The organism is Enterococcus camelliae (genome assembly GCF_042685105.1).
Lineage (GTDB): Bacteria > Bacillota > Bacilli > Lactobacillales > Enterococcaceae > Enterococcus_G > Enterococcus_G camelliae.
The window spans coordinates 107,012-125,872 of sequence record NZ_JBHUMO010000056.1; the positions used below are offsets into that span (position 1 = coordinate 107,012).

The following is an 18,861-nucleotide window of genomic DNA, read 5'->3' on the forward strand; positions in this document are numbered from 1 at the left end:
GGAAATGATGAAAAAACTAGTCAGAGTAAGTATGTCGTATATGATCATTGGATTATTATTTGGGGTTTATTATAGAGAATTGACTAAATGGTTTGATTTTAGTGGGAAAACACAACTAAGTACCCTACACACACATACGTTAGTCTTGGGGATGTTTTTCTTCTTGATTGTGTTATTATTAGAAAAAAATTTCCATATTACAGCACATAAATGGTACAAGCGATTTTATATCACGTACAATATCGGTTTGGGAATTACCTTATTACTTATGTTGATCCACGGAACAATGACCGTGATGGGGATTGAAAGTTCAGCAGCAATCTCAGGTATTGCCGGCCTAGGACATATTATCATGACGATCGGGTTAGGTTTTTTCTTTGCTATATTATTTGGTTCAGTAGAAGAGCGTGCGTAGAGCATGTTCTTTTTTTGTCATAAAAGTAACGTGTTAGTTAATTAGTAGAAAAAAGCGCTTGAATTTGAGCAACAATCTAGGCATGAAAATGGAGATATGCTACACTTTACTTATCAAGTGATAAGGGGGAGAAAGGCATGTCACAATTTTTCAAATTATTTTTAACAAGTGCGATTGTCTTTTTGATTTTTGACTTATTTTGGTTGTTGGTGGTATCGAAAAAAATGTATCAACATTTTATTGGACAACTAATGGGAGAAGTAAAATTGGCTCCAGCAGTGATTTTTTATGTGCTTTATGTGATAGGTGTTGTCTTTTTCGTATTATTACCAGGAGTCGAAAAACAGAGTATTCTTTATACAATCGGTGCGGGAGCATTATTTGGGTTGATTTGTTATGCAACGTACGATTTGACAAATTTAGCCACGCTTAAAGATTGGCCAGTGAAGATGACGATTATCGACCTTGCTTGGGGGACTGGTGTAACCGCTGTGACGTCGGCAATTGTTTATATGATCCAAGCGAATTTTTTTAAGGGAATGTGAATGAAATGAAAGAATCAGAAGGAACCAAGTTACTCGAAGGTTTTTTGAATGGGGCTAAAGAAGTTGTCAATCAAAAACAAGAATTGAATCGAATCAACGTATTTCCTGTAGCTGATGGAGATACTGGGAGTAACTTGGCTGCTTTGATGCAAACGATCTTAGACCAAGTTTCCATACAAACAAACAGCATCAAAGATGGATTGAACCAATTATCAGAAGCGGCAATGATGGGTGCTAGAGGAAATTCGGGTATGATCTTTGCTCAATATTTTTATGGGTTAAGTACTAGCTATGATGATGCACTCGTAGCAGAAAAAGCACTTGTTTATGCAGCACAGGAAGCGTCAAAAAAAGCATATCAAGCTGTCTTGGAACCAAAAGAAGGTACGATTTTATCAGTTATGCATGTGTGGTCAGAACATCTCGTTGAGCAGATCGAACACGGAAATACCCTGATTGAGGCGTTGACGGTTGCAAAAAGACAGACTAAAGCAGCGTTGGAACAGACACAGTTCCAAATGGCTGTACTGAAAAAGAATAAATTAGTCGATGCAGGTGCAAAAGGATTTTATTATTTTATTGCCGGTCTAACCGAATATTTTTGTAATGGGGATGTCTCTCACTATGAAAAGATGCAAGTAGATCAACAGGAAGCAATCGAAGAACATTTTCTAAGCGAGGCACCTAGATATCGTTATTGTTCAGAATTTTTAGTCAAACAGTTGACGATAGAATTTGACACATTTAAAGCACAACTGGCACACTATGGTGATTCTTTGGTTTTGATTGGTGATCAAACACAAGTAAAGATACATATCCACACTAGTGAACCTGCACGATTGATGTCTTATTTAGTATCTAATGGTCAAGTGACGTATCAAAAAGTCGACGATATGCAATTGCAATATCAAATTGGACAAAACGCAAAAGCAAAAATTGCGATTGTAACCGATTCGATCGCAGACTTACCAAAAGATTTCAGCTTGGAACATCAAGTACATGTGTTACCGATGAATCTTTTACTAGATGAAGAAACATTTTTAGACAAATTGACTATCGAACCAGATTATTTACAGCAACGACTAAAAATAGCTAAAAGTATGAGTACTGCGCAACCGAATATAAAAACGGTCGATGCCTTGCTTTCGTTTTTAGAAGGGAAATATGATCATGTGTTGGTTATCAGTGTAGCGGCTAAATTAAGTGGAACGTATCAATTGGTCACCCAACGCATAAAAGAAAAACAGCTCTCTTCTAACTGGATTCAAGTAATCGATTCGAAGCTCAATTCGATTGCCCAAGGATTACTTGTCAAACGAGCCGTAGAGTTAGTTGAGGCAGATAAATCATTTGAAACTGTCGTGAATGAATTGCAGTCCTTGCGTGAACGTATTTTTATATATGTAGCAGTAGCGGATTTAGATCCGATGATTCAATCTGGCAGAATTCCCCAATTCTTAGGAAAAATCGCTCAAAAAGCCTCTGTTCATCCAATCGTCAGTCTAAATGAAGAAGGCGATGGCAAGTTGATTGGCGCTTCTTTGAGTCAAAAACAAAGTTTGAAAAAAATCACAAAAAAGGTCAGCAGATTTGCTAACAAACAGCGTTTAGAAGCAGTTTATGTCACACATGTGTTTAATGAACAAGCAGCACTTGATTGGAAAACGAGCTTAAACGCACGAGCGATACCAGTCGATGCGATCGTAGAAAGCTCAGCAGCGATTGCGATCAGTGCGGGACAATCAAGTTTAGCGATCGCCGGGGTATTAAAGGAGGAAGAAAAATGATGTATGGGATTGTTGCATTTGCATTACTCATCTATTTTATTTGTTGGTTTATTATTTCAAAAGGTAAACGCAAGTATTCGTTAGTCGATATTGCTTGGGGTGGGGGGTTCGTTGTAGTAGCTTGGGTCGGTTTGATTGCTACAGATTTGATTACATTACAACAATTAGCCATTTTAGTACTCGTGACATTATGGGGTGTAAGATTATTTACCCATCTTGCTCGTCGCAATTGGAACAAGCCAGAAGACTATCGCTATGTGAACATGCGTAAACGCTGGGGGACAAAATATGTCGATATCAAAGCGTTCTTAAATGTATTCGTCTTGCAAGGCGTATTATTATTTATTATTGCGCTACCGATCACGTATACATTTGCTAACCCAAATGAATCCATGATGTGGTGGCAATGGCTTGGCGTTTTGATTTGGTTGATTGGCTTTATTTTTGAAGTTGGCGGCGATCGTCAATTAGAACAGTTCAAAAAAAATCCACAGAATAAAGGCAAATTACTAACAAGTGGTTTTTGGTCGGTAACACGTCATCCAAATTACTTTGGTGAAGCCGTTTGTTGGTGGGGTGTATTTTTAGTTGCGCTGACAAGTTGGTCGACATTATGGCTGATTTTAAGTCCAATCTGTATTACATTGTTGTTATTATTTGTTTCAGGAGTTCCATTATTAGAAAAGAAATACCATGATCGTCAAGACTTTAAAGAATATGCAGCACATACTGCAAAATTCTTTCCAATTATTGGGAAAAAAGGGCTATAAGTTTAGCCTTTTTTTTCTACCAAAAAGGGGGAAAATCGATGTTTTTAGCATTAAATGAAATCAAACATTCTAAATTACGTTACACATTAGTCATTGGTGTGATGTTTTTAATTGCCTATCTGGTCTTTTTTTTGACAGGATTAGCTTACGGATTAGCCCAAGAAAATCGAATGGGAATCGATAAATGGCAAGCAGATAATATTTTATTATCCAGTGAAGCCAATGATAATTTGAATATGTCGATGATCGATCCTAAAGATTTTGATAAGGTTGATGTCAAAGACAAGGCTGAATTGTCACAACTTTCTGGTATCGTCTATCGTGAAGGGGATAAATCAGAAAAAGAAAATGTCAGTTTCTTTGGAATCAATCCAGATCAGTTTATTACTCCAGAAGTTACAGAAGGAAAATTATTTACAAAAGATAATGAGGTCGTTGCCGATGAAAGTTTAAAAATCAATGCAGGGTATAAAATCGGCGATACGATCATCTTAGCAACAAATGAAGAAGAATTAACTATCACAGGATTTACAAAAAATGCAAAATTTAATGTGGCACCAATCCTGTACACAACGCTAGATACGGTCCACAAACTAAAATACGGTGAACGTGCGCAAATGCAACCGATGAAATTAAATGCCATTGTGACAAAAGGGAAACTAACGGATGTACCAAGTAGTTTACAACGTTTAACGATTTCAACATTTATCAATAAACTTCCGGGATATAATGCCCAAGTGTTGACTTTTGGTTTTATGATCGGCTTTTTAGTCGTCATCGCTGCAGTAGTTATTGGGATCTTCATCTATGTTTTAACGATGCAAAAAACGGCGATTTTTGGTGTGATGAAAGCCCAAGGAATCTCTAGTAGTTACATTGCCCGCTCTGTTATTGCCCAAACGTTTTTTTTAGCGGTTGTGGGTGTTGGGATCGGGTTGCTTGCTACGATCGGCTCAGGACTTATATTGCCAGAAGCGGTACCGTTTCAAAGTAATGCGTTATTTTTTGCCGCAGTCAGTATTATGATGGTTGTCGTTGCAATCATTGGAGCCTTTTTCTCAGTTCGTACTATTGTCAAAATCGATCCATTAAAAGCCATTAGTTAGGAGGAAAATAGATGAGCGCGATAGAAATGAAGCACGTGACCAAGCAATTTCAGGATGGCGATGAGACGATTCATGCGTTAAAAGAAACGAATTTTTCAGTAGATAAAGGAGAATTTGTAGCTATTATTGGACCATCGGGATCTGGAAAAAGTACATTTTTAACCATTATCGGAGGCTTACAGAGTCCAACTTCAGGTGAAGTTTTGATCAACGGCCAACCATTTAGTCAGAAAAAAGAAAAACAACGAGCGGCTTTACGTTTTAAAGAAATCGGCTTTATTTTACAAGCATCAAATCTTGTTCCGTTTTTGACCGTCAAAGATCAATTGAAATTAGTCGATAAAGTCACGAAACAAAAAACACGGTCAGTTGGAACAGAATTATTTACTCAACTAGGCGTCGAAAAATTAGTTTCAAAATATCCAGAAGAGCTTTCAGGAGGAGAACGTCAACGAATCGCTATCATCCGTGCTTTATATCATGATCCTACGATTATTTTAGCTGATGAGCCCACTGCAAGTTTAGATACGGAAAAAGCTTATGAAGTGGTCAAAATTTTAGCAAAAGAAACGAAAGAAAAACAAAAAGCGACGATCATGGTCACGCATGACCTCCGTTTAGTCGACTATTGTGATAAAGTTTATATAATGAAAGATGGAGAGTTAACCGAAAAAAAAGAAAAGTCAGGTGAATAGTACATGGAAAAAATTATAGTGGTTGGAGCAGGCGTAGCAGGATTAAGTGCAGCTGTTCGTTTACAAAATCTGGGTTATGATGTTCATTTATATGAAAAAGACGTCAAGCCTGGTGGGAAAATGAATCAAATCGAAAAAAGATGGCTTTCTTTTTGACGTAGGGCCAACGATCGTGATGATGCCCGAAATTTATCGTGAGGTGTTTGAAGTCTGCGGGAAAGATCCTGATGACTATATTCCAATGGAAAAAGTCGATCCAATGCTAGAATTGTTTTTTGCAAACGATGACTCATTGCTATTTTCAAGTGACCTTACGACGTTGACAAAAACGTTAGAAGATATCTCAGAAGAAGATGCGCAAGGCTATTTTGCCTTTTTAGCGGATATCTACAAACGATACTTGATTGCAAAAGAACACTTTATCATGAAATCGTTCCGTGGTCCGCTTGATTTTTATAATCCAAAATCGTTGTGGGCGGGTGCTCGTTTGCGTACGTTTAGTGATGCCTATTCTTCGATCTCTAAATTTGTCAAAGATGACCGCTTGCTTAAATCGCTTGCCTTTCAGACATTGTATATCGGTGTTTCACCGTATCAAGGTCCATCACTGTATACGATTATTCCGATGATCGAGCTCTTTTATGGGGTCCATTTTATGAAAGGTGGGATGTATACCTTAGCGAAATCATTAGACCGATTGTTCAAAGAATTAGGTGGAACAGCTCATTATGGCACACCAGTCGATGAAATCGTCATCGAACAAAAGTCTGCCAAAGGAATCCGTATTGGCCAAGAGATGATTGCAGCCGATGCTGTCGTGTGTGGAGCTGATTTTCCATATGCAATGAAGCATTTGATCCCAGACGAAAAGAAACGCGGAAAATATACTAACAAAAAAATCGATAAAATGGAGTATTCATGTTCTTGCTTCTTGATGTATCTTGGCTTAGATAAGCATTATCCAGGAGAGACGTTACATAGTATTTATTTTGCTGAAGATTTTGAACGCAATGTGAATGATTTGTTTGAAGACGGTGTACTTCCAGAAGATCCTTCATTTTATTTGTATCATCCAACTTTACTTGATAAAGATTTAGCACCAGAAGGCAAGGAAGGTCTATATGTCTTGATCCCAGTACCAGAAGTGTCAAAATATAATGATTGGTCAGATCAGGCGATTCAAACGTATCGCAATAAAATTGTTGAGTTGATCCAAACGAAAACGCAATTTACAGATCTAAATGATCATATCGTGTTTGAAGAATATTACACACCAGATAAATTCAAGCAACAATTCAATGCCTATAATGGTGCGACATTTGGGTTGAAGCCAATCTTGTCACAAAGTAATTACTATCGTCCACACAACAAATTTGATTATGCAGAAAATCTTTATTTTTGTGGAAGTAGTACCCATCCTGGAGCGGGAGTGCCGATCATCATGCAAAGTGCTAAACTTGCAGTAGAGGAGCTGGTCAAAGATGATCAATAATCAATATACATTTTCTTCTCAGCAAACTGATTTTTTAGCTTGCGAGAAGATCATCAAGCATCATTCGAAAACGTTCTATTTTGCTTTTTCAAAATTACCCAAAGAGCAAGCTCAAAGTATTTTTGCGATCTATGCATTTTGTAGAGAGGCAGATGACATCGTTGATTTAACTAAAGATCGCGCAAAACTAGAGGCCTTATATCAAAAATTAGTTGCATTTGAGCAAGGAAATATTCCGAACGAACCGATTTTCAGAGCGTTAGCGGTGGTTTTTCAACACTACCCAATGGATATCGCACCATTTTATGATATGTTAGAAGGCCAAGCAAAAGATCTAGAATTCAGACAATCCAAAACATTAGATGAGTTAAAAGAGTATGCTTATTACGTTGCAGGAAGGGGTTGATGTTATTGCCATTGCTATCACGGTATCCTGAAAAAATCCAAGAACCAGCTAAAAAATTAGGAGAAGCAATGCAAATCACTAATATTTTACATGATATTGGTGAAGATTATCGTATGGGACGGATTTATTTACCAATGGAAGACATGCTTCGCTTTGATGTTTGTCCATATGACTTGGGTAAAACTGAACCAACAGAAGCAGTAGTGGAATTATGGGAATTTCTAGCACAAGAAGCGGAACGGTTGTACGATGAATTATTTGAAATGCTGCCATTATTGGAAACTAAGGCACAAAAGCCTTTATATCTAGCTGCGACAGTCTACCGTGAGATTTTAATGGAGATTCGTCATAAACAATATCAAATGTTGACCAAACGGCAATCGGTCAGCCGATTTAGAAAGTTGGAGTTATTTCAACAAGCGACCAAACAAGTTGCGCGCCTGATAGCAGGTGAGGCGAATGTATGAAGAAATCTTAGATGTAGCAGAAGAATTATTTATGGTCCAAGGCTATCGAGCGACGTCCACAAGGCAGATTACCGAAAAATTAGGTGTGACACAACCAACGTTGTATTATCATTTTAAGAAAAAAGAAGATATCTATTATCATGTGATGTTGCGTTTATCCGCAACTGTTGAAGCGCAGTTGCGGATTATCGCGAATGACGAAGCTCTACCAGCTGAAAAAAAAATCTTACATATGGCTTTATTCCTACAGCAAAAACATCCATTTAATCTTTTTGTGATGATGCATGATATCCAACATTCTTTATCCAAAGAAATGTCACAGAAACTATACCGATTGTGGACGACTTCTTATAAAACACCATTTATAGAGTTATTAGAACAAGCGGAATTTCATTTAAAATCAGAAATTGATCCGACATTTGCTGTCAGTCAATTATTTATCTTGATTGCTGCTTATTTAGAGACACCGAACCGACAAAGCGATTTAGCTAAAAGTGTTCAGGTATTTTTATATGGTGTTATGGCAACAGAAATTAAAGAGCAGAGGGAGTAGAGAAATGAAAAAGTGGCCCCGTTGGAAAAAAATTGTTGGAATTGTTGTGTTTGTACTACTCGTTGTAGTCATTGCCAGTACAGTTTTTATCCAAAAGAGTCGGTATCCTGCAACAGTAGAAGGGTTCTGTTGCAAAGTTTTAAATAAAGAATAAAATCCCTTACGGTATCTATGATTCAAGCTGGGATTCCCAATAATACCTTGATTTCAGTACAGACCGAAAACCCGAAGAGAGTGCCTTCTTTTCGGGTTTTCTTATATAATCCTCGGATGGCTTCCATGCCTTTAATCGTGGTAGAGGCAGTGCGTAAACTTCGATAGAATTTATTGCGTCTCTTTACTGGACGATGGTCTTGTTCAATCAAATTATTCAGGTATTTAATGGTACGATGTTCTGTCCCTTGATAAAAGCCGTATTCTTTTAGTTTCTTAAAGGCACTTGTAATAGAGGGGGCTTTATCTGTGACTACAACCTTCAGTTCATCAAACTGCTTCACTAACCGCTTAAGAAAAGCATAGGCTGCTTGTGTGTCCCGTTTTTTACGTAACCAAATATCCAAGGTTAAACCATCTGCATCGATGGCTCGATACAAATAATGCCATTTTCCTTTAATTTTGATGTACGTTTCATCCATTTTCCATGAATAAAAAGATTTTTTATTTTTCTTTTTCCAAATTTGATAGAGTAGTTTGCCATATTCTTGCACCCAACGATAAATTGTCGTATGAGAAACGTTAATGCCACGATCATATAAGATTTCTTGAACTTCACGATAGCTAAGGTTATAACGAAGATAGTAGCCCACGGCTACAATAATCACATCCTGCTGAAATTGCTTTCCTTTAAAATGACTCATCGTCATTCCTCCTGCTATCTTTTTCTATTATTCTACCTTATCTGATAGTAGATTTAAAACTTTGCAACAGAACCTTTGAGATGACCTAAGTTGATACGATAAGGAATTTTCCCAAGAAAATCGACAGCTGCTAGTTATCAGTTGTTCTAAAATATGAATTATTGATAGAATGAGTAGAGACATAGCAAAAGGCAACGAAATATTGTGAAAAAGAAAGCAAATAAAAAAGAGGTGAGGCAATGAATCAATTATTTATGACCTTTTTGGTGTATTCGGTGATTGGGTGGATCTGGGAGACGTTTTATTGTTCCATCAAAGACCACAAGTTTGTTTATCGGGGCTTTTTATTAGGTCCTTATTGCCCAGTCTATGGGTTTGGTGTTGTTACGGTACTGGTACTTGTCCCGCATCATGCTGGGACAATGCTCAACTTGTATTTTAATATCGTGGTGATTGTGACAATCATTGAATTTGTGACCAGTTGGCTATTGGAAAAACTATTCAACATGAAGTTATGGGATTATACACATGTGCCATTAAATATTGAAGGTCGGGTTGCGGTGCCGGTCTCTTTCTTCTGGGGAATTGGTTGTCTGCTACTAATCAAAGTGATTAATCCCGTTATTCAGTCAGCCATCCAACAGTTTTTATATCAGACGAGTCAATATGGGGGCATCGTTCTCGCTGTGCTATTCTTCGGCGACGCTGCCACAACGTTCCTATTTACGTTGACGACCAAAAAAGAAGTCGAGGCAGCCATTGATGAATCGGATAAAGAGAATGCGGCTATCAAAGAATTTCGTTGGAAGCAATTGATTACCAATCACGAATCTTCTCATAATCGGAATCGGGTGCTCCAATTGTTGTCTTCACAACGGAAAAAATGGCGCCATCGGAATTTAAGTCGGATCGTGAAAAACTATCCGAATATTCGTTTTAAAAAGCGACGGTTGGTAAAAACAATGAACCAAGAATGGGAAGGAGGAAAGAAATAAATGAAACAACAACATTGGCTTACGTCCTCGGATCAATCCCATCAACTAAAAGTAAACTACTGGTTGCCAACCGAAAAACCCAAAGCGGTTATTCAGTTGGTTCACGGGATGGTGGAACACATCGACCGCTATGATTCCTTTGCCAAATTTTTAAATGCTCAAGGCTATGCGGTTATTGGTCATGATCATCTTGGACATGGAGATTCAATCGATAATGTGGGGGAATACGGTTACTTTGCTGAGCAAAAGGGGTACCGTTACCTTATTACAGATGTCAAACGAATCGAGGAGCAGTGGCGCACAAAATTTCCTGAGGTTCCCTATTTTCTATTGGGGCATAGCATGGGCTCGTTGGTTGTCCGAGATGTCTTAATCGAATATCCTACTGAAAGGTTGCAAGGAGCCATTATGATGGGGACTGCGTATGAATCCTTGCTGAAAATGAACGTGGCACTACTAGTTAGCCGCGCTTTTATTCGGTTTCGAGGCAAGCGTTATCGCTCGACCTTTTTGGACAATTTGGCTTTCAATGGATTTAATCGTCATATTCATTCTGCACGGACATCAAAGGATTGGCTCTCACGTGATGAAGACCAGGTGGATGCTTATATCCAAGACCCAAAAAATCAGTTTACCTTTACAACCCAAGCATACCAAGATCTTTTTTATTTAACAAAAGAAGCGAGCTCACCCAAAAAATTAAATCAAATTGATCCTAGACTGCCTCTTTTAGTTATTTCTGGTGAGGAGGATCCTGTTGGGCGCTATGGAAAAGGTGTGATTGCTTGTGCGCAACAATTGGCTAAAAATGGCAATCCAGTCACCCTAGAGCTGATGGCTGAAGGAAGACATGAATTATTAAATGAACAAAATGCAAAAACGGTGTATCAGTTATTGGTTAACTGGCTACGGAAATACGAAAAAACGAGTACTGACAGGAAATGATTCATACAGCATAATTACCAGAAAATTAATAATTATTAGACAAATGAGTCGATTGGAAAGTTGGTAGCAAGTGGAGAAAGAATCGTTTATTCGAAAAATGAATGCCAAGCATTTAGTAATGTTGTCCCTCGATGGTGTAATTGGAACGGGTATTTTCCTGAGCTCCAGTTACCTCATTCAAACGGCAGGGCAATGGGAACAATCATTGCCTACATTGTGGGGGCTTGCCTTGTGACATTGGTGATGATGTGTCTAGGTGAACTGTCTGTACATGAACCTCATACGAGTTCATTTCATAATTATGCAACGAAGTATATACATCCAAGTGTGGGATTTGTGGTGGCGTGGTTGTATTGGCTAACTTGGACCGTTGCGCTCGGCTCCCAGCTTGTAACGATGGCAATCTTGATGCAACGGTGGTTTACAGGCATTCCACTATGGATTTAGTGTGCACTATTTATGGTCATTCTATTTGTGGCTAATGTGATTGACATCAAATGGTTTGCTTTTGTTATTATCAATTTTTCTATCCTAAAAAAAATAAAGACAAAGGAGTATCATCAATGATTGGTTGATGAGTGATTGATATGAATGCATTTCAAGCGTGGCAATCCAAACAGTCGTGTATTATTCTTGACGGAGCGATGTCAACACGGTTAGAAGAGCTTGGCTTAGATTTAAATGATCCTTTGTGGACAGCCAAAGCCTTGCTACAGGATCCTGAAAAAATCTATCAAGTCCATCTTGATTATTTTAATGCTGGAGCAAACATTGCGATTACCAACAGCTACCAAGCATCGATGGCTAGCTTTAAAAAAATGGGATTATCAATCGAAGAGGGTCGCGCATTGGTGCAACAATCGGTTGAGTTGGCAAAATAAGCAAGAGAGGCCAGTAAGACAAAACAAGCAAAGTGGATTGCAGGCTCAGTTGGTCCTTATGGGGCTTATTTAGCCGATGGTTCGGAATACAAAGGGAATTACGGTCAGACTCCAAGCGAACTGGCCGCATTTCACGAGGAACGGTTGGCAGTATTAGCCAACTCAGGAATTGATTTATTCGCTTGTGCAACGATGCCCGATATTCTCGAAATTGATACCCTGCGAACCTTGTTAAATCAGTATACAGAAATCCCAGCATGGTTCACTGTTACAATGAAAGATCCTAGCCATCTAAGTGATGGCACTGCGCTAAAAGAATTTCAAGAGCGCATGGAACAGAGTCCGACCGTTTTTGCTTATGGTGTCAATTGTTTAAAACCGGAGTGGGTAGAGGAAGTTATTGCCCAATTAGCAGAGTGCCATTCAAAGCCATTTGTGGTTTACCCTAACTCTGGAGAAACCTATGATGCAACCTCAAAAACGTGGACACACAGTGGAAATCACGCACAATGGTTTTCGACGGAAGCCGTTGGATGGAATCAAATGGGGGCGCAATTGATTGGGGGCTGTTGTTGTACCTCTGTGCCGGAAATTCAACAACTTGTTAAGCAGTTTTCAAAAAAATAAAAAAAACACTTGTAAATAATGACAAGTATCGGTACACTATGACATGTAGTTAAGAAAAATTTAAGAAAGAGAGGGAATGTGTGATGAATAACAGAAAACAAAACAAGCAAAACACCAATTTCATATCATCAACAAAATTAATCCCTTCTCTGGATTCTATTTAGCGTATCTTTAGCAATTATTCCATACGTATAACTAGGCTCTGTTCTGATGAAAAAAGGGACAGGGCTTTTTTGCGCGCTTTTTAGACAGAGAAGGCAAAAAGAAAAAAGAGTTTCCAATGAAAACTCAACAAAAGGAGAGCACATGAATTATATTTTAAAGCAGTTATGGAGTTATTTTTACGCACATAAAAAACGATACGTCATTGTCCTCGTGTTTATGTTGGTAGCCAGTGCAATGTACGTGGCACCAACCTATATTATTCGGTTATTTGTGGATGCGATTATTGAAAAAAAATTAACAAGTAGCATGTTAATCCAATACATAGGCCTTTTTGGCGGAGCCATTTTGCTTGCCTATGTGACGGAATTTGTATGGACGTATAATTTATTTATTGGTTCGTATGATATTCAGCGTAATTTACGCGGAGAGTTAATGGCTCATTTCTTAAAAATGGGGGCTCCGTTTTATCATCGCTTTCGCACGGGAGATTTGATGACTCGCTCAAGTGATGATGTGCAGGTCATGGGTATGACTGTTGGCTATGGTCTAATGGTTTTTTTGAACACGAGTCTGTACCTTGGATTTATTGTTTTGATGATGGCCTGGAGCGTTTCTTGGCAATTGACCTTGATTGCACTCATTCCCATGCCGCTCTTAGCGTATTTTATTTTTAAATGGGGATCAGAAGTGGATGCTGCTTTTACAGATGCACAAAATTCTGTTTCGGATATGAACAGCGAAGTATTGGAGATTATTGACGGCATCCGCGTGGTACGCGCCTTTGGATTGGAAGAAGCTACGACTGTTCAATTTGAAAAACAGACAGAGCAAACGAAAGAAAAAAATGACCGCGTCTCCGAAATTGATGCACGCTTTACACCACTGATTACCATTGTTTTGGCTATCAGTTTTGTAATCAGTTTTGGGTTTGGTGCATTACTAGTTGTCCGTCAAGCCATTTCGATTGGGGCAATGGTTTCCTTTCAAGTTTATCTGACCATGGTCGTTTGGCCGATGATTTCTGCAGGCGATTTGGTGAATGTCATGCAACAAGGAGCGGCATCTTGGCGGCGGATTAACGAAGTGCTGCAAACGGGAGATGGCGTGGAAAAAGAAGGAACCGTCGAAGCAAACACATTTGAAAGTCTGGCACTGCAGCAGTTTCATTTTAAATACCCAGACACTCAACGCATGGTGCTATCAGGAGTAGACTTAACGGTACGACGGGGGGAAGTCATCGGGATAGTCGGCAAAACGGGTAGCGGCAAAACAACTATTTTGCGGCAGTTTGGTCATCGCTATCCATACTCCAATGAAGTTCCTCAATTAAATGGTCAACCACTGACGGCATACACGACGCAATCTGTACGGACGCAACTTGCGGAAGTACCGCAAGAGCACACCCTTTTTTCTCGTACAATTCGCGAAAATCTCCTATTTGGAGACAATCAGGCCACAGATGAACAACTATGGCAAGCATTGGAGATGGCATGCCTGGCTGAAGATATTCGTCGGATGCCCGAGCAATTAGCTACGCTAGTTGGGGAAAAAGGGGTCTCGTTGTCGGGCGGTCAAAAACAACGCCTTTCGTTAGCCAGAGCCTTTTTAAGAAAGAGTCCCGTTTTATTATTGGATGATGCCTTGTCCGCAGTCGATGCGAAAACGGAACAAGCCATTATTGAAAATTTACAAAATCAGTCCGTTACGGATACATTGTTGATTGTGACACATCGTCTTTCTGCCATTACCACTGCGTCTCAAGTCATCGTGTTGGATGAAGGAAAAGTAGTTCAACGTGGCACGCACGCAAGTTTAATTCAAGAACCAGGATGGTATCAAGAACAATACTATCATCAACAAATAAAGGAGGATGAGGCTACTCATGCTTAAGACGATTTATCGCCTATTAAACTATGTACGTTTTTATAAGCAACGCTTTATCATTGGGGCAAGTTTATTAATCGTGGCGACCAGCTTGGAATTGTACTCCCCAATGTTGGCCAAACGTTTAATCGACCAAGTATTAACCCCCGCTTTTGAAACCGGGGTCTTAAACAAAGAATGGTTAATTCTATTATTAATGAGTTATCTATTACTGAACAGTGTCGGTTCTTTATTAAAATATATGAGTTTATTGCTTTTAAGAAAAATGTCCAACCGCATTGTCAAACAAATGCGCAATGAACTTTTCAATCATATGCATCAATTACCGGTGTCCTATTTTGACCAAATTCCAGCTGGTAAAGTTGTTGCCCGGATTACCAATGATACAGAAGCTTTGCGTGGAAATTTTTATGTCAATGTGATTAGCAATATGCTAAGCAATGCGATTCAAATTGTCGGGGCTTTTATCGCCCTCATGTTGTTGGATAAGCGTGTGGGTCTAGCGATGTTAATCCTAATGCCTATTTTGATCTTTTGGCAAAAACAGTACACGAAGTATGCATCAAAGTACAATTTAGCCATGCGGGAATACATCTCTCAAATCAGTGGGCAATTGAATGAATTTGTCCAAGGAATGGCGATTGTTCAAGCCTTTCAACGGGAAAAACAATTGTTGCAAGAATTTAAGGAGACGGTCCAAAAATGGTTTGAGATGGGGAGAAAATATTTGTTACTTGACTCCATCGTTGCATGGGGATTCGCGAATCTATTAAGAAACCTAACAATGCTCATCGTGTTGTCGTTGGCATCTTATCAATTTTTGGGTGGAAAAATGGCATTGTCAGCCGGTTTGCTATACGTGTTTATTGATTATATCAATCGTTTATTTGATCCGATTGACGGCTTTATTCAAACAATGGCCAATATTCAGCAATCACTCGCTGCGGGCCAACGAATTTTTGAATTTGCTGATCAAGCAGTGGAATCACAAGAATCACCAGAATTGACAATGGGGGCAGGCGATGTCCGGTTTCAACATGTGTCATTTGGTTATTTGCCAGAGCAATTGGTTTTAAAAGATATCAGTTTTCATGCGACGCCAGGCGAAACAGTGGCCCTTGTCGGTCATACTGGCTCCGGAAAATCGAGTATTTTGAATCTGCTGTTCCGATTTTATGATCCACAAGAAGGTTCGATTGTGATTGATGGTCAGACGATTGAGGATTATAGTCGCCAAAGTGTCCGCGAAGGAATGGCCATCGTTTTACAAGATCCGTATCTTTTTTCTGGAACGATTGCAAGCAACATTGGGATGAACCGACCAGATATTACCGACGAGATGATTATTGATGCCATGAGACAAGTTGGTGCAGACTACCTTCTGGATCGCTACGAAGAAGGAATTCATCACCCTGTGGTTGAAAAAGGCAATGAATTCTCAAGTGGAGAGCGCCAATTAATCAGTTTTGCACGGGCTTTGGTTGTGAATCCCAAAATTCTCATTTTGGACGAGGCAACTAGCCATGTCGACACTGAAACGGAAACCATTATTCAAAAAGCGATGAATGTCCTGAAAAAAGGTCGTACGACGTTTATGATTGCCCATCGTTTGTCGACAATCAAAGAAGCCAATCAAATTTTGGTTCTGGATCAAGGAGCAATCGTTGAGCAAGGCAATCATCACTCGTTGATTGCGCAAGCGGGGATTTATCATCAAATGTATCAAATGCAAGCAGAACAACTATAATCAAGAACTCACTCTTAGCGATAAGGAAAATCTATCACTAAGAGTGAGTTTTTCATATACATTTTTCAAGTTTTGTATTAAACTAACAACAATATGAGAAAATAATGAGATAATGAAGTGAGAAAAGGATGAATGGGGAATGAAAAGGCCAGTAATCGGAATTGCAGCAAACGAAATTCAAAATTCAGGAGAAGTATTGCATGAATTACCGATAATCTACACACCAATCGGCTATGTGAAAGCTGTCCAAAAGGCTGGAGCACTCGCGCTCGTATTGCCAATTAGCGAAAAAGAGGCAGCCAAAGAATACATTCATCAAATTGATAAATTGGTGTTAGCAGGTGGTCAAAATGTGGCGACGAAGTTTTACGGACAACCATTAGCTACCGAGCAAGATTATAGCTTTTTAGCGCGTGATGAATTTGAATTGGCATTAATTGATGAGGCACTTCGACAAAAGAAGCCGATTTTTGCAGTTTGTCGAGGAATGCAATTACTCAATGTCGCATTTGGTGGGGATTTGCAACAAAAGATTGATGAAAGCAACGGCACTCGCCACATGCAAGCACCCATTCCTCGAGAAATCCCGACACATGCCATCCAGACCTTGGAAGATAGTATGTTACAGTCACTTTATGGAAGTCGAAACAAAGTGAACTCATTTCACCACCAAGCCATAAATCGTTTGGCAAGTAATTTTACAGCGACTGCTTGGAGCCCGGATAATATTATTGAAGGGATCGAGGATACCCAGCATAAAATCCTTGCTGTCCAATGGCACCCAGATTTTGCTTATGAGGCTTTGGTGCAAGAGATGGGGATTTTTCAATACGTAGTGAATCACTTATAGAAAGTTGGAAAAGAAAAAGGGGGAAAAAGAATGAAGAAACGCGTAGTGGGTTATTTAGCAATTGCAGCCTTGGTTTTGGCTGCCTGCTCAACAACAGGAAAGAAAGACAGCTCAGGGGATACCGGAAGCGGCAGCAGTACAACTAAGCAAGTCATCGAGGTTTCCACACCAGGAGAACTTTCGACTTTAGACAGTGGACAATACAGTGATGTAAACAGCTCTGATATGATTGGTCAACTGACAGAAGGCCTTTATCGAACCGACAAAGATGGAAATCCAGAACTAGCAATTGCTTCCGAAAAACCGACTGTTAGCGAGGATGGCCTAAGCTATACGTTTAAATTGCGGGATGCCAAATGGAGCAATGGCGATGAGGTGACCGCAGCTGACTTTGTCTATGCCTATCAATATGTTGTTGACCCAACCAATGCTTCAAGCAGTAGCAACCGGATGGATATCTTTAAGAATGCTAGCAAGATTCGGCAAGGGCAAGCCGCAGTAGAGACACTTGGGGTCAAAGCCATTGATAAGCATACCTTGCAAATCGATTTAGAAAGCCCAATTACTTATTTGGATCAAATATTAGTTGGGACACCCTTTATGCCCAAAAATGCAGCTTTTGCCAAAGAGAAAGGCAAATCTTATGGAACAAGTGCTGAAAATTTCGTTGGGAATGGTCCCTTTAAAATTGAAGGTTGGACAGGTGCTAATGAATCTTGGAAGCTAGTGAAAAACAAAACCTACTGGGATGCAGCAAATGTGAAATTAAAAGAAATTGATGTTCAAGTGGTCAAAGAAACAGGAACTGGGGTCAATCTTTTTGAAACCAATGCGCTAGACTACACAACATTAACAGATACGTACGCACAGCAATACAAAAACAATCAATTAGCACATTACGTACCAAAAGCACTAGTTGGCTATATCAGCGCCAATCAAAAGCGCGAGGTAACTGGTAATTTAAATGTTCGGCAAGCAATCTTACAAGCGATTGATAAAAAATCATTTGCAGAAAATATCTTAGGCGATGGTTCGACCGCATTGAATGGTTTCGTTCCTAGTAATTTTGCCAAAGATCCAAAAACGGGAGAAGATTTCCGCAAAGAAAATGGTGACTTGCTTCCATTTGATGTTAAAAAAGCACAGGCTTCTTGGGCGAAAGCCAAAGAAGAGCTAGGCAAAGATCAAATCACACTTGAATTATTATCGTCTGACACGGCCTCATCCAAGAAGACAGTCGAATTTATTCAAGGGCAATTGGAACAAAATTTACCAGGGCTAAAGGTCAATCTAAAGTCGGTTCCCTTGCAAAATCGATTGGATTTACAAACAGCTGGCGATTTTGATTTAGTATTTGGAACATGGACACCAGACTACGCAGATCCAATTAATTTCTTGGAATTTTATGATTCTAAAGGTGGATTGAATACTTCCGGTTATGCCAGTGCCACTTACGATCAAGGCTTGGAAAAAGCACGCACGACCTTAGCCAATGATTCTGAAGCAAGATGGCAAGAGCTCCTAGCATTGGAAAAACAACTTGTCGAAACGGATACGGCTGTTTTGCCACTCTATCAAGGAGCAGTTGCTTATTTGCAATCGGAACGTCTGCAAAATCTACAAATTTTCCCATTTGGTCGAACAGTCTCCTATCGTTTGGCATCGGTGAAATAA

Annotated in this window: 18 protein-coding genes and 2 pseudogenes; 19 read left to right on the forward strand and 1 reads right to left on the reverse strand. The window is 39.3% G+C overall.

Annotation, left to right across the window (positions count from 1 at the left end):
- Nucleotides 1-7 precede the first annotated feature (7 nt).
- The 11 genes and pseudogenes from ACFSR0_RS09515 (at nucleotide 8) to ACFSR0_RS09565 (ending at nucleotide 8,390) form a co-directional block, all read left to right on the forward strand.
- The gene (locus ACFSR0_RS09515) at nucleotides 8-415 is read left to right on the forward strand and encodes a DUF2871 domain-containing protein (protein WP_379982221.1); all 408 of its coding nucleotides are present in this window, start codon (nucleotides 8-10) and stop codon (nucleotides 413-415) included.
- 137 nt (nucleotides 416-552) lie between these two features.
- Nucleotides 553-960, forward strand: a complete 408-nt coding sequence (locus tag ACFSR0_RS09520) for a DUF2177 family protein (RefSeq protein WP_137614767.1) — start codon at nucleotides 553-555, stop codon at nucleotides 958-960.
- A 5-nt stretch (nucleotides 961-965) separates the two neighbouring features.
- Nucleotides 966-2,747, forward strand: a complete 1,782-nt coding sequence (locus tag ACFSR0_RS09525; protein ID WP_379982223.1) for a DAK2 domain-containing protein — start codon at nucleotides 966-968, stop codon at nucleotides 2,745-2,747.
- Complete coding sequence (locus ACFSR0_RS09530) at nucleotides 2,744-3,517, forward strand: DUF1295 domain-containing protein (RefSeq protein ID WP_379982225.1); 774 nt, start codon at nucleotides 2,744-2,746, stop codon at nucleotides 3,515-3,517. The genes ACFSR0_RS09525 and ACFSR0_RS09530 overlap by 4 nt, the downstream gene beginning before the upstream one ends.
- 38 nt (nucleotides 3,518-3,555) lie before the next feature.
- Complete coding sequence (locus tag ACFSR0_RS09535) at nucleotides 3,556-4,623, forward strand: ABC transporter permease (RefSeq protein WP_137619598.1); 1,068 nt, start codon at nucleotides 3,556-3,558, stop codon at nucleotides 4,621-4,623.
- 11 nt (nucleotides 4,624-4,634) lie between these two features.
- Nucleotides 4,635-5,318, forward strand: a complete 684-nt coding sequence (locus tag ACFSR0_RS09540; RefSeq protein ID WP_379982228.1) for an ABC transporter ATP-binding protein — start codon at nucleotides 4,635-4,637, stop codon at nucleotides 5,316-5,318.
- Between the two features lie 3 nt (nucleotides 5,319-5,321).
- Nucleotides 5,322-6,810: pseudogene (locus ACFSR0_RS09545) on the forward strand (phytoene desaturase family protein).
- Nucleotides 6,800-7,216: a squalene/phytoene synthase family protein gene (locus ACFSR0_RS09550; protein ID WP_379982230.1), complete on the forward strand. Its 417-nt coding sequence runs from the start codon at nucleotides 6,800-6,802 to the stop codon at nucleotides 7,214-7,216. Before ACFSR0_RS09545 ends, ACFSR0_RS09550 begins: the two are co-directional and overlap by 11 nt.
- Entirely contained in the window at nucleotides 7,216-7,683 is a 468-nt protein-coding gene (locus ACFSR0_RS09555; RefSeq protein WP_379982232.1) for a phytoene/squalene synthase family protein, read from the forward strand. Before ACFSR0_RS09550 ends, ACFSR0_RS09555 begins: the two co-directional genes overlap by 1 nt.
- Nucleotides 7,676-8,236 carry a TetR/AcrR family transcriptional regulator gene (locus tag ACFSR0_RS09560; protein WP_379982234.1) on the forward strand — a complete coding sequence of 187 codons (561 nt, stop codon included), beginning with the start codon at nucleotides 7,676-7,678 and terminating at the stop codon, nucleotides 8,234-8,236. The genes ACFSR0_RS09555 and ACFSR0_RS09560 overlap by 8 nt, the downstream gene beginning before the upstream one ends.
- 4 nt (nucleotides 8,237-8,240) lie before the next feature.
- A complete protein-coding gene (locus ACFSR0_RS09565; protein WP_379982236.1) occupies nucleotides 8,241-8,390 on the forward strand; it encodes a hypothetical protein in 150 nt (49 codons plus the stop codon).
- 22 nt (nucleotides 8,391-8,412) lie between these two features.
- Here the strand turns inward: ACFSR0_RS09565 and ACFSR0_RS09570 are convergent, their stop codons facing one another.
- Nucleotides 8,413-9,093, reverse strand: coding sequence for an IS6-like element IS1216 family transposase (locus tag ACFSR0_RS09570; RefSeq protein WP_379982238.1), 681 nt, complete (start codon nucleotides 9,091-9,093; stop codon nucleotides 8,413-8,415).
- Between the two features lie 239 nt (nucleotides 9,094-9,332).
- Between ACFSR0_RS09570 and ACFSR0_RS09575 the strand changes: the two genes are divergently transcribed.
- The 8 genes and pseudogenes from ACFSR0_RS09575 (at nucleotide 9,333) to ACFSR0_RS09610 (ending at nucleotide 18,861) form a co-directional block, all read left to right on the forward strand.
- Nucleotides 9,333-10,088, forward strand: coding sequence for a putative ABC transporter permease (locus ACFSR0_RS09575; RefSeq protein ID WP_379982240.1), 756 nt, complete (start codon nucleotides 9,333-9,335; stop codon nucleotides 10,086-10,088).
- Nucleotides 10,089-11,033: an alpha/beta fold hydrolase gene (locus ACFSR0_RS09580; RefSeq protein ID WP_379982242.1), complete on the forward strand. Its 945-nt coding sequence runs from the start codon at nucleotides 10,089-10,091 to the stop codon at nucleotides 11,031-11,033.
- Between the two features lie 60 nt (nucleotides 11,034-11,093).
- Nucleotides 11,094-11,480, forward strand: a complete 387-nt coding sequence (locus ACFSR0_RS09585; protein ID WP_379982244.1) for a hypothetical protein — start codon at nucleotides 11,094-11,096, stop codon at nucleotides 11,478-11,480.
- A 140-nt stretch (nucleotides 11,481-11,620) separates the two neighbouring features.
- Nucleotides 11,621-12,541, forward strand: a pseudogene (gene mmuM / locus ACFSR0_RS09590) (homocysteine S-methyltransferase).
- A 306-nt stretch (nucleotides 12,542-12,847) separates the two neighbouring features.
- Nucleotides 12,848-14,596 carry an ABC transporter ATP-binding protein gene (locus tag ACFSR0_RS09595; RefSeq protein ID WP_379982246.1) on the forward strand — a complete coding sequence of 583 codons (1,749 nt, stop codon included), beginning with the start codon at nucleotides 12,848-12,850 and terminating at the stop codon, nucleotides 14,594-14,596.
- Nucleotides 14,589-16,337, forward strand: a complete 1,749-nt coding sequence (locus ACFSR0_RS09600) for an ABC transporter ATP-binding protein (RefSeq protein WP_379982248.1) — start codon at nucleotides 14,589-14,591, stop codon at nucleotides 16,335-16,337. Before ACFSR0_RS09595 ends, ACFSR0_RS09600 begins: the two co-directional genes overlap by 8 nt.
- 139 nt (nucleotides 16,338-16,476) lie before the next feature.
- On the forward strand, nucleotides 16,477-17,187 hold the full coding sequence (locus tag ACFSR0_RS09605; protein ID WP_379982250.1) for a gamma-glutamyl-gamma-aminobutyrate hydrolase family protein: 711 nt from the start codon (nucleotides 16,477-16,479) through the stop codon (nucleotides 17,185-17,187).
- Nucleotides 17,188-17,217: 30 nt separating this feature from the next.
- Complete coding sequence (locus tag ACFSR0_RS09610; RefSeq protein WP_379982252.1) at nucleotides 17,218-18,861, forward strand: peptide ABC transporter substrate-binding protein; 1,644 nt, start codon at nucleotides 17,218-17,220, stop codon at nucleotides 18,859-18,861.

What these genes read in the sequence shown, in the direction of transcription:
- ACFSR0_RS09540 (WP_379982228.1), top strand. Translation starts at nt 4,635, where the DNA reads ATGAGCGCGATAGAAATGAAGCACGTGACCAAGCAATTTCAGGATGGC.
- ACFSR0_RS09535 (WP_137619598.1), top strand. Translation starts at nt 3,556, where the DNA reads ATGTTTTTAGCATTAAATGAAATCAAACATTCTAAATTACGTTACACA.
- ACFSR0_RS09565 (WP_379982236.1), top strand. Translation starts at nt 8,241, where the DNA reads ATGAAAAAGTGGCCCCGTTGGAAAAAAATTGTTGGAATTGTTGTGTTT.
- ACFSR0_RS09575 (WP_379982240.1), top strand. Translation starts at nt 9,333, where the DNA reads ATGAATCAATTATTTATGACCTTTTTGGTGTATTCGGTGATTGGGTGG.
- ACFSR0_RS09610 (WP_379982252.1), top strand. Translation starts at nt 17,218, where the DNA reads ATGAAGAAACGCGTAGTGGGTTATTTAGCAATTGCAGCCTTGGTTTTG.
- ACFSR0_RS09580 (WP_379982242.1), top strand. Translation starts at nt 10,089, where the DNA reads ATGAAACAACAACATTGGCTTACGTCCTCGGATCAATCCCATCAACTA.
- ACFSR0_RS09520 (WP_137614767.1), top strand. Translation starts at nt 553, where the DNA reads ATGTCACAATTTTTCAAATTATTTTTAACAAGTGCGATTGTCTTTTTG.
- ACFSR0_RS09605 (WP_379982250.1), top strand. Translation starts at nt 16,477, where the DNA reads ATGAAAAGGCCAGTAATCGGAATTGCAGCAAACGAAATTCAAAATTCA.
- ACFSR0_RS09560 (WP_379982234.1), top strand. Translation starts at nt 7,676, where the DNA reads ATGTATGAAGAAATCTTAGATGTAGCAGAAGAATTATTTATGGTCCAA.
- ACFSR0_RS09555 (WP_379982232.1), top strand. Translation starts at nt 7,216, where the DNA reads ATGTTATTGCCATTGCTATCACGGTATCCTGAAAAAATCCAAGAACCA.
- ACFSR0_RS09530 (WP_379982225.1), top strand. Translation starts at nt 2,744, where the DNA reads ATGATGTATGGGATTGTTGCATTTGCATTACTCATCTATTTTATTTGT.
- ACFSR0_RS09600 (WP_379982248.1), top strand. Translation starts at nt 14,589, where the DNA reads ATGCTTAAGACGATTTATCGCCTATTAAACTATGTACGTTTTTATAAG.
- ACFSR0_RS09550 (WP_379982230.1), top strand. Translation starts at nt 6,800, where the DNA reads ATGATCAATAATCAATATACATTTTCTTCTCAGCAAACTGATTTTTTA.
- ACFSR0_RS09570 (WP_379982238.1), bottom strand. Translation starts at nt 9,093, where the DNA reads ATGAGTCATTTTAAAGGAAAGCAATTTCAGCAGGATGTGATTATTGTA.
- ACFSR0_RS09595 (WP_379982246.1), top strand. Translation starts at nt 12,848, where the DNA reads ATGAATTATATTTTAAAGCAGTTATGGAGTTATTTTTACGCACATAAA.
- ACFSR0_RS09525 (WP_379982223.1), top strand. Translation starts at nt 966, where the DNA reads ATGAAAGAATCAGAAGGAACCAAGTTACTCGAAGGTTTTTTGAATGGG.
- ACFSR0_RS09515 (WP_379982221.1), top strand. Translation starts at nt 8, where the DNA reads ATGAAAAAACTAGTCAGAGTAAGTATGTCGTATATGATCATTGGATTA.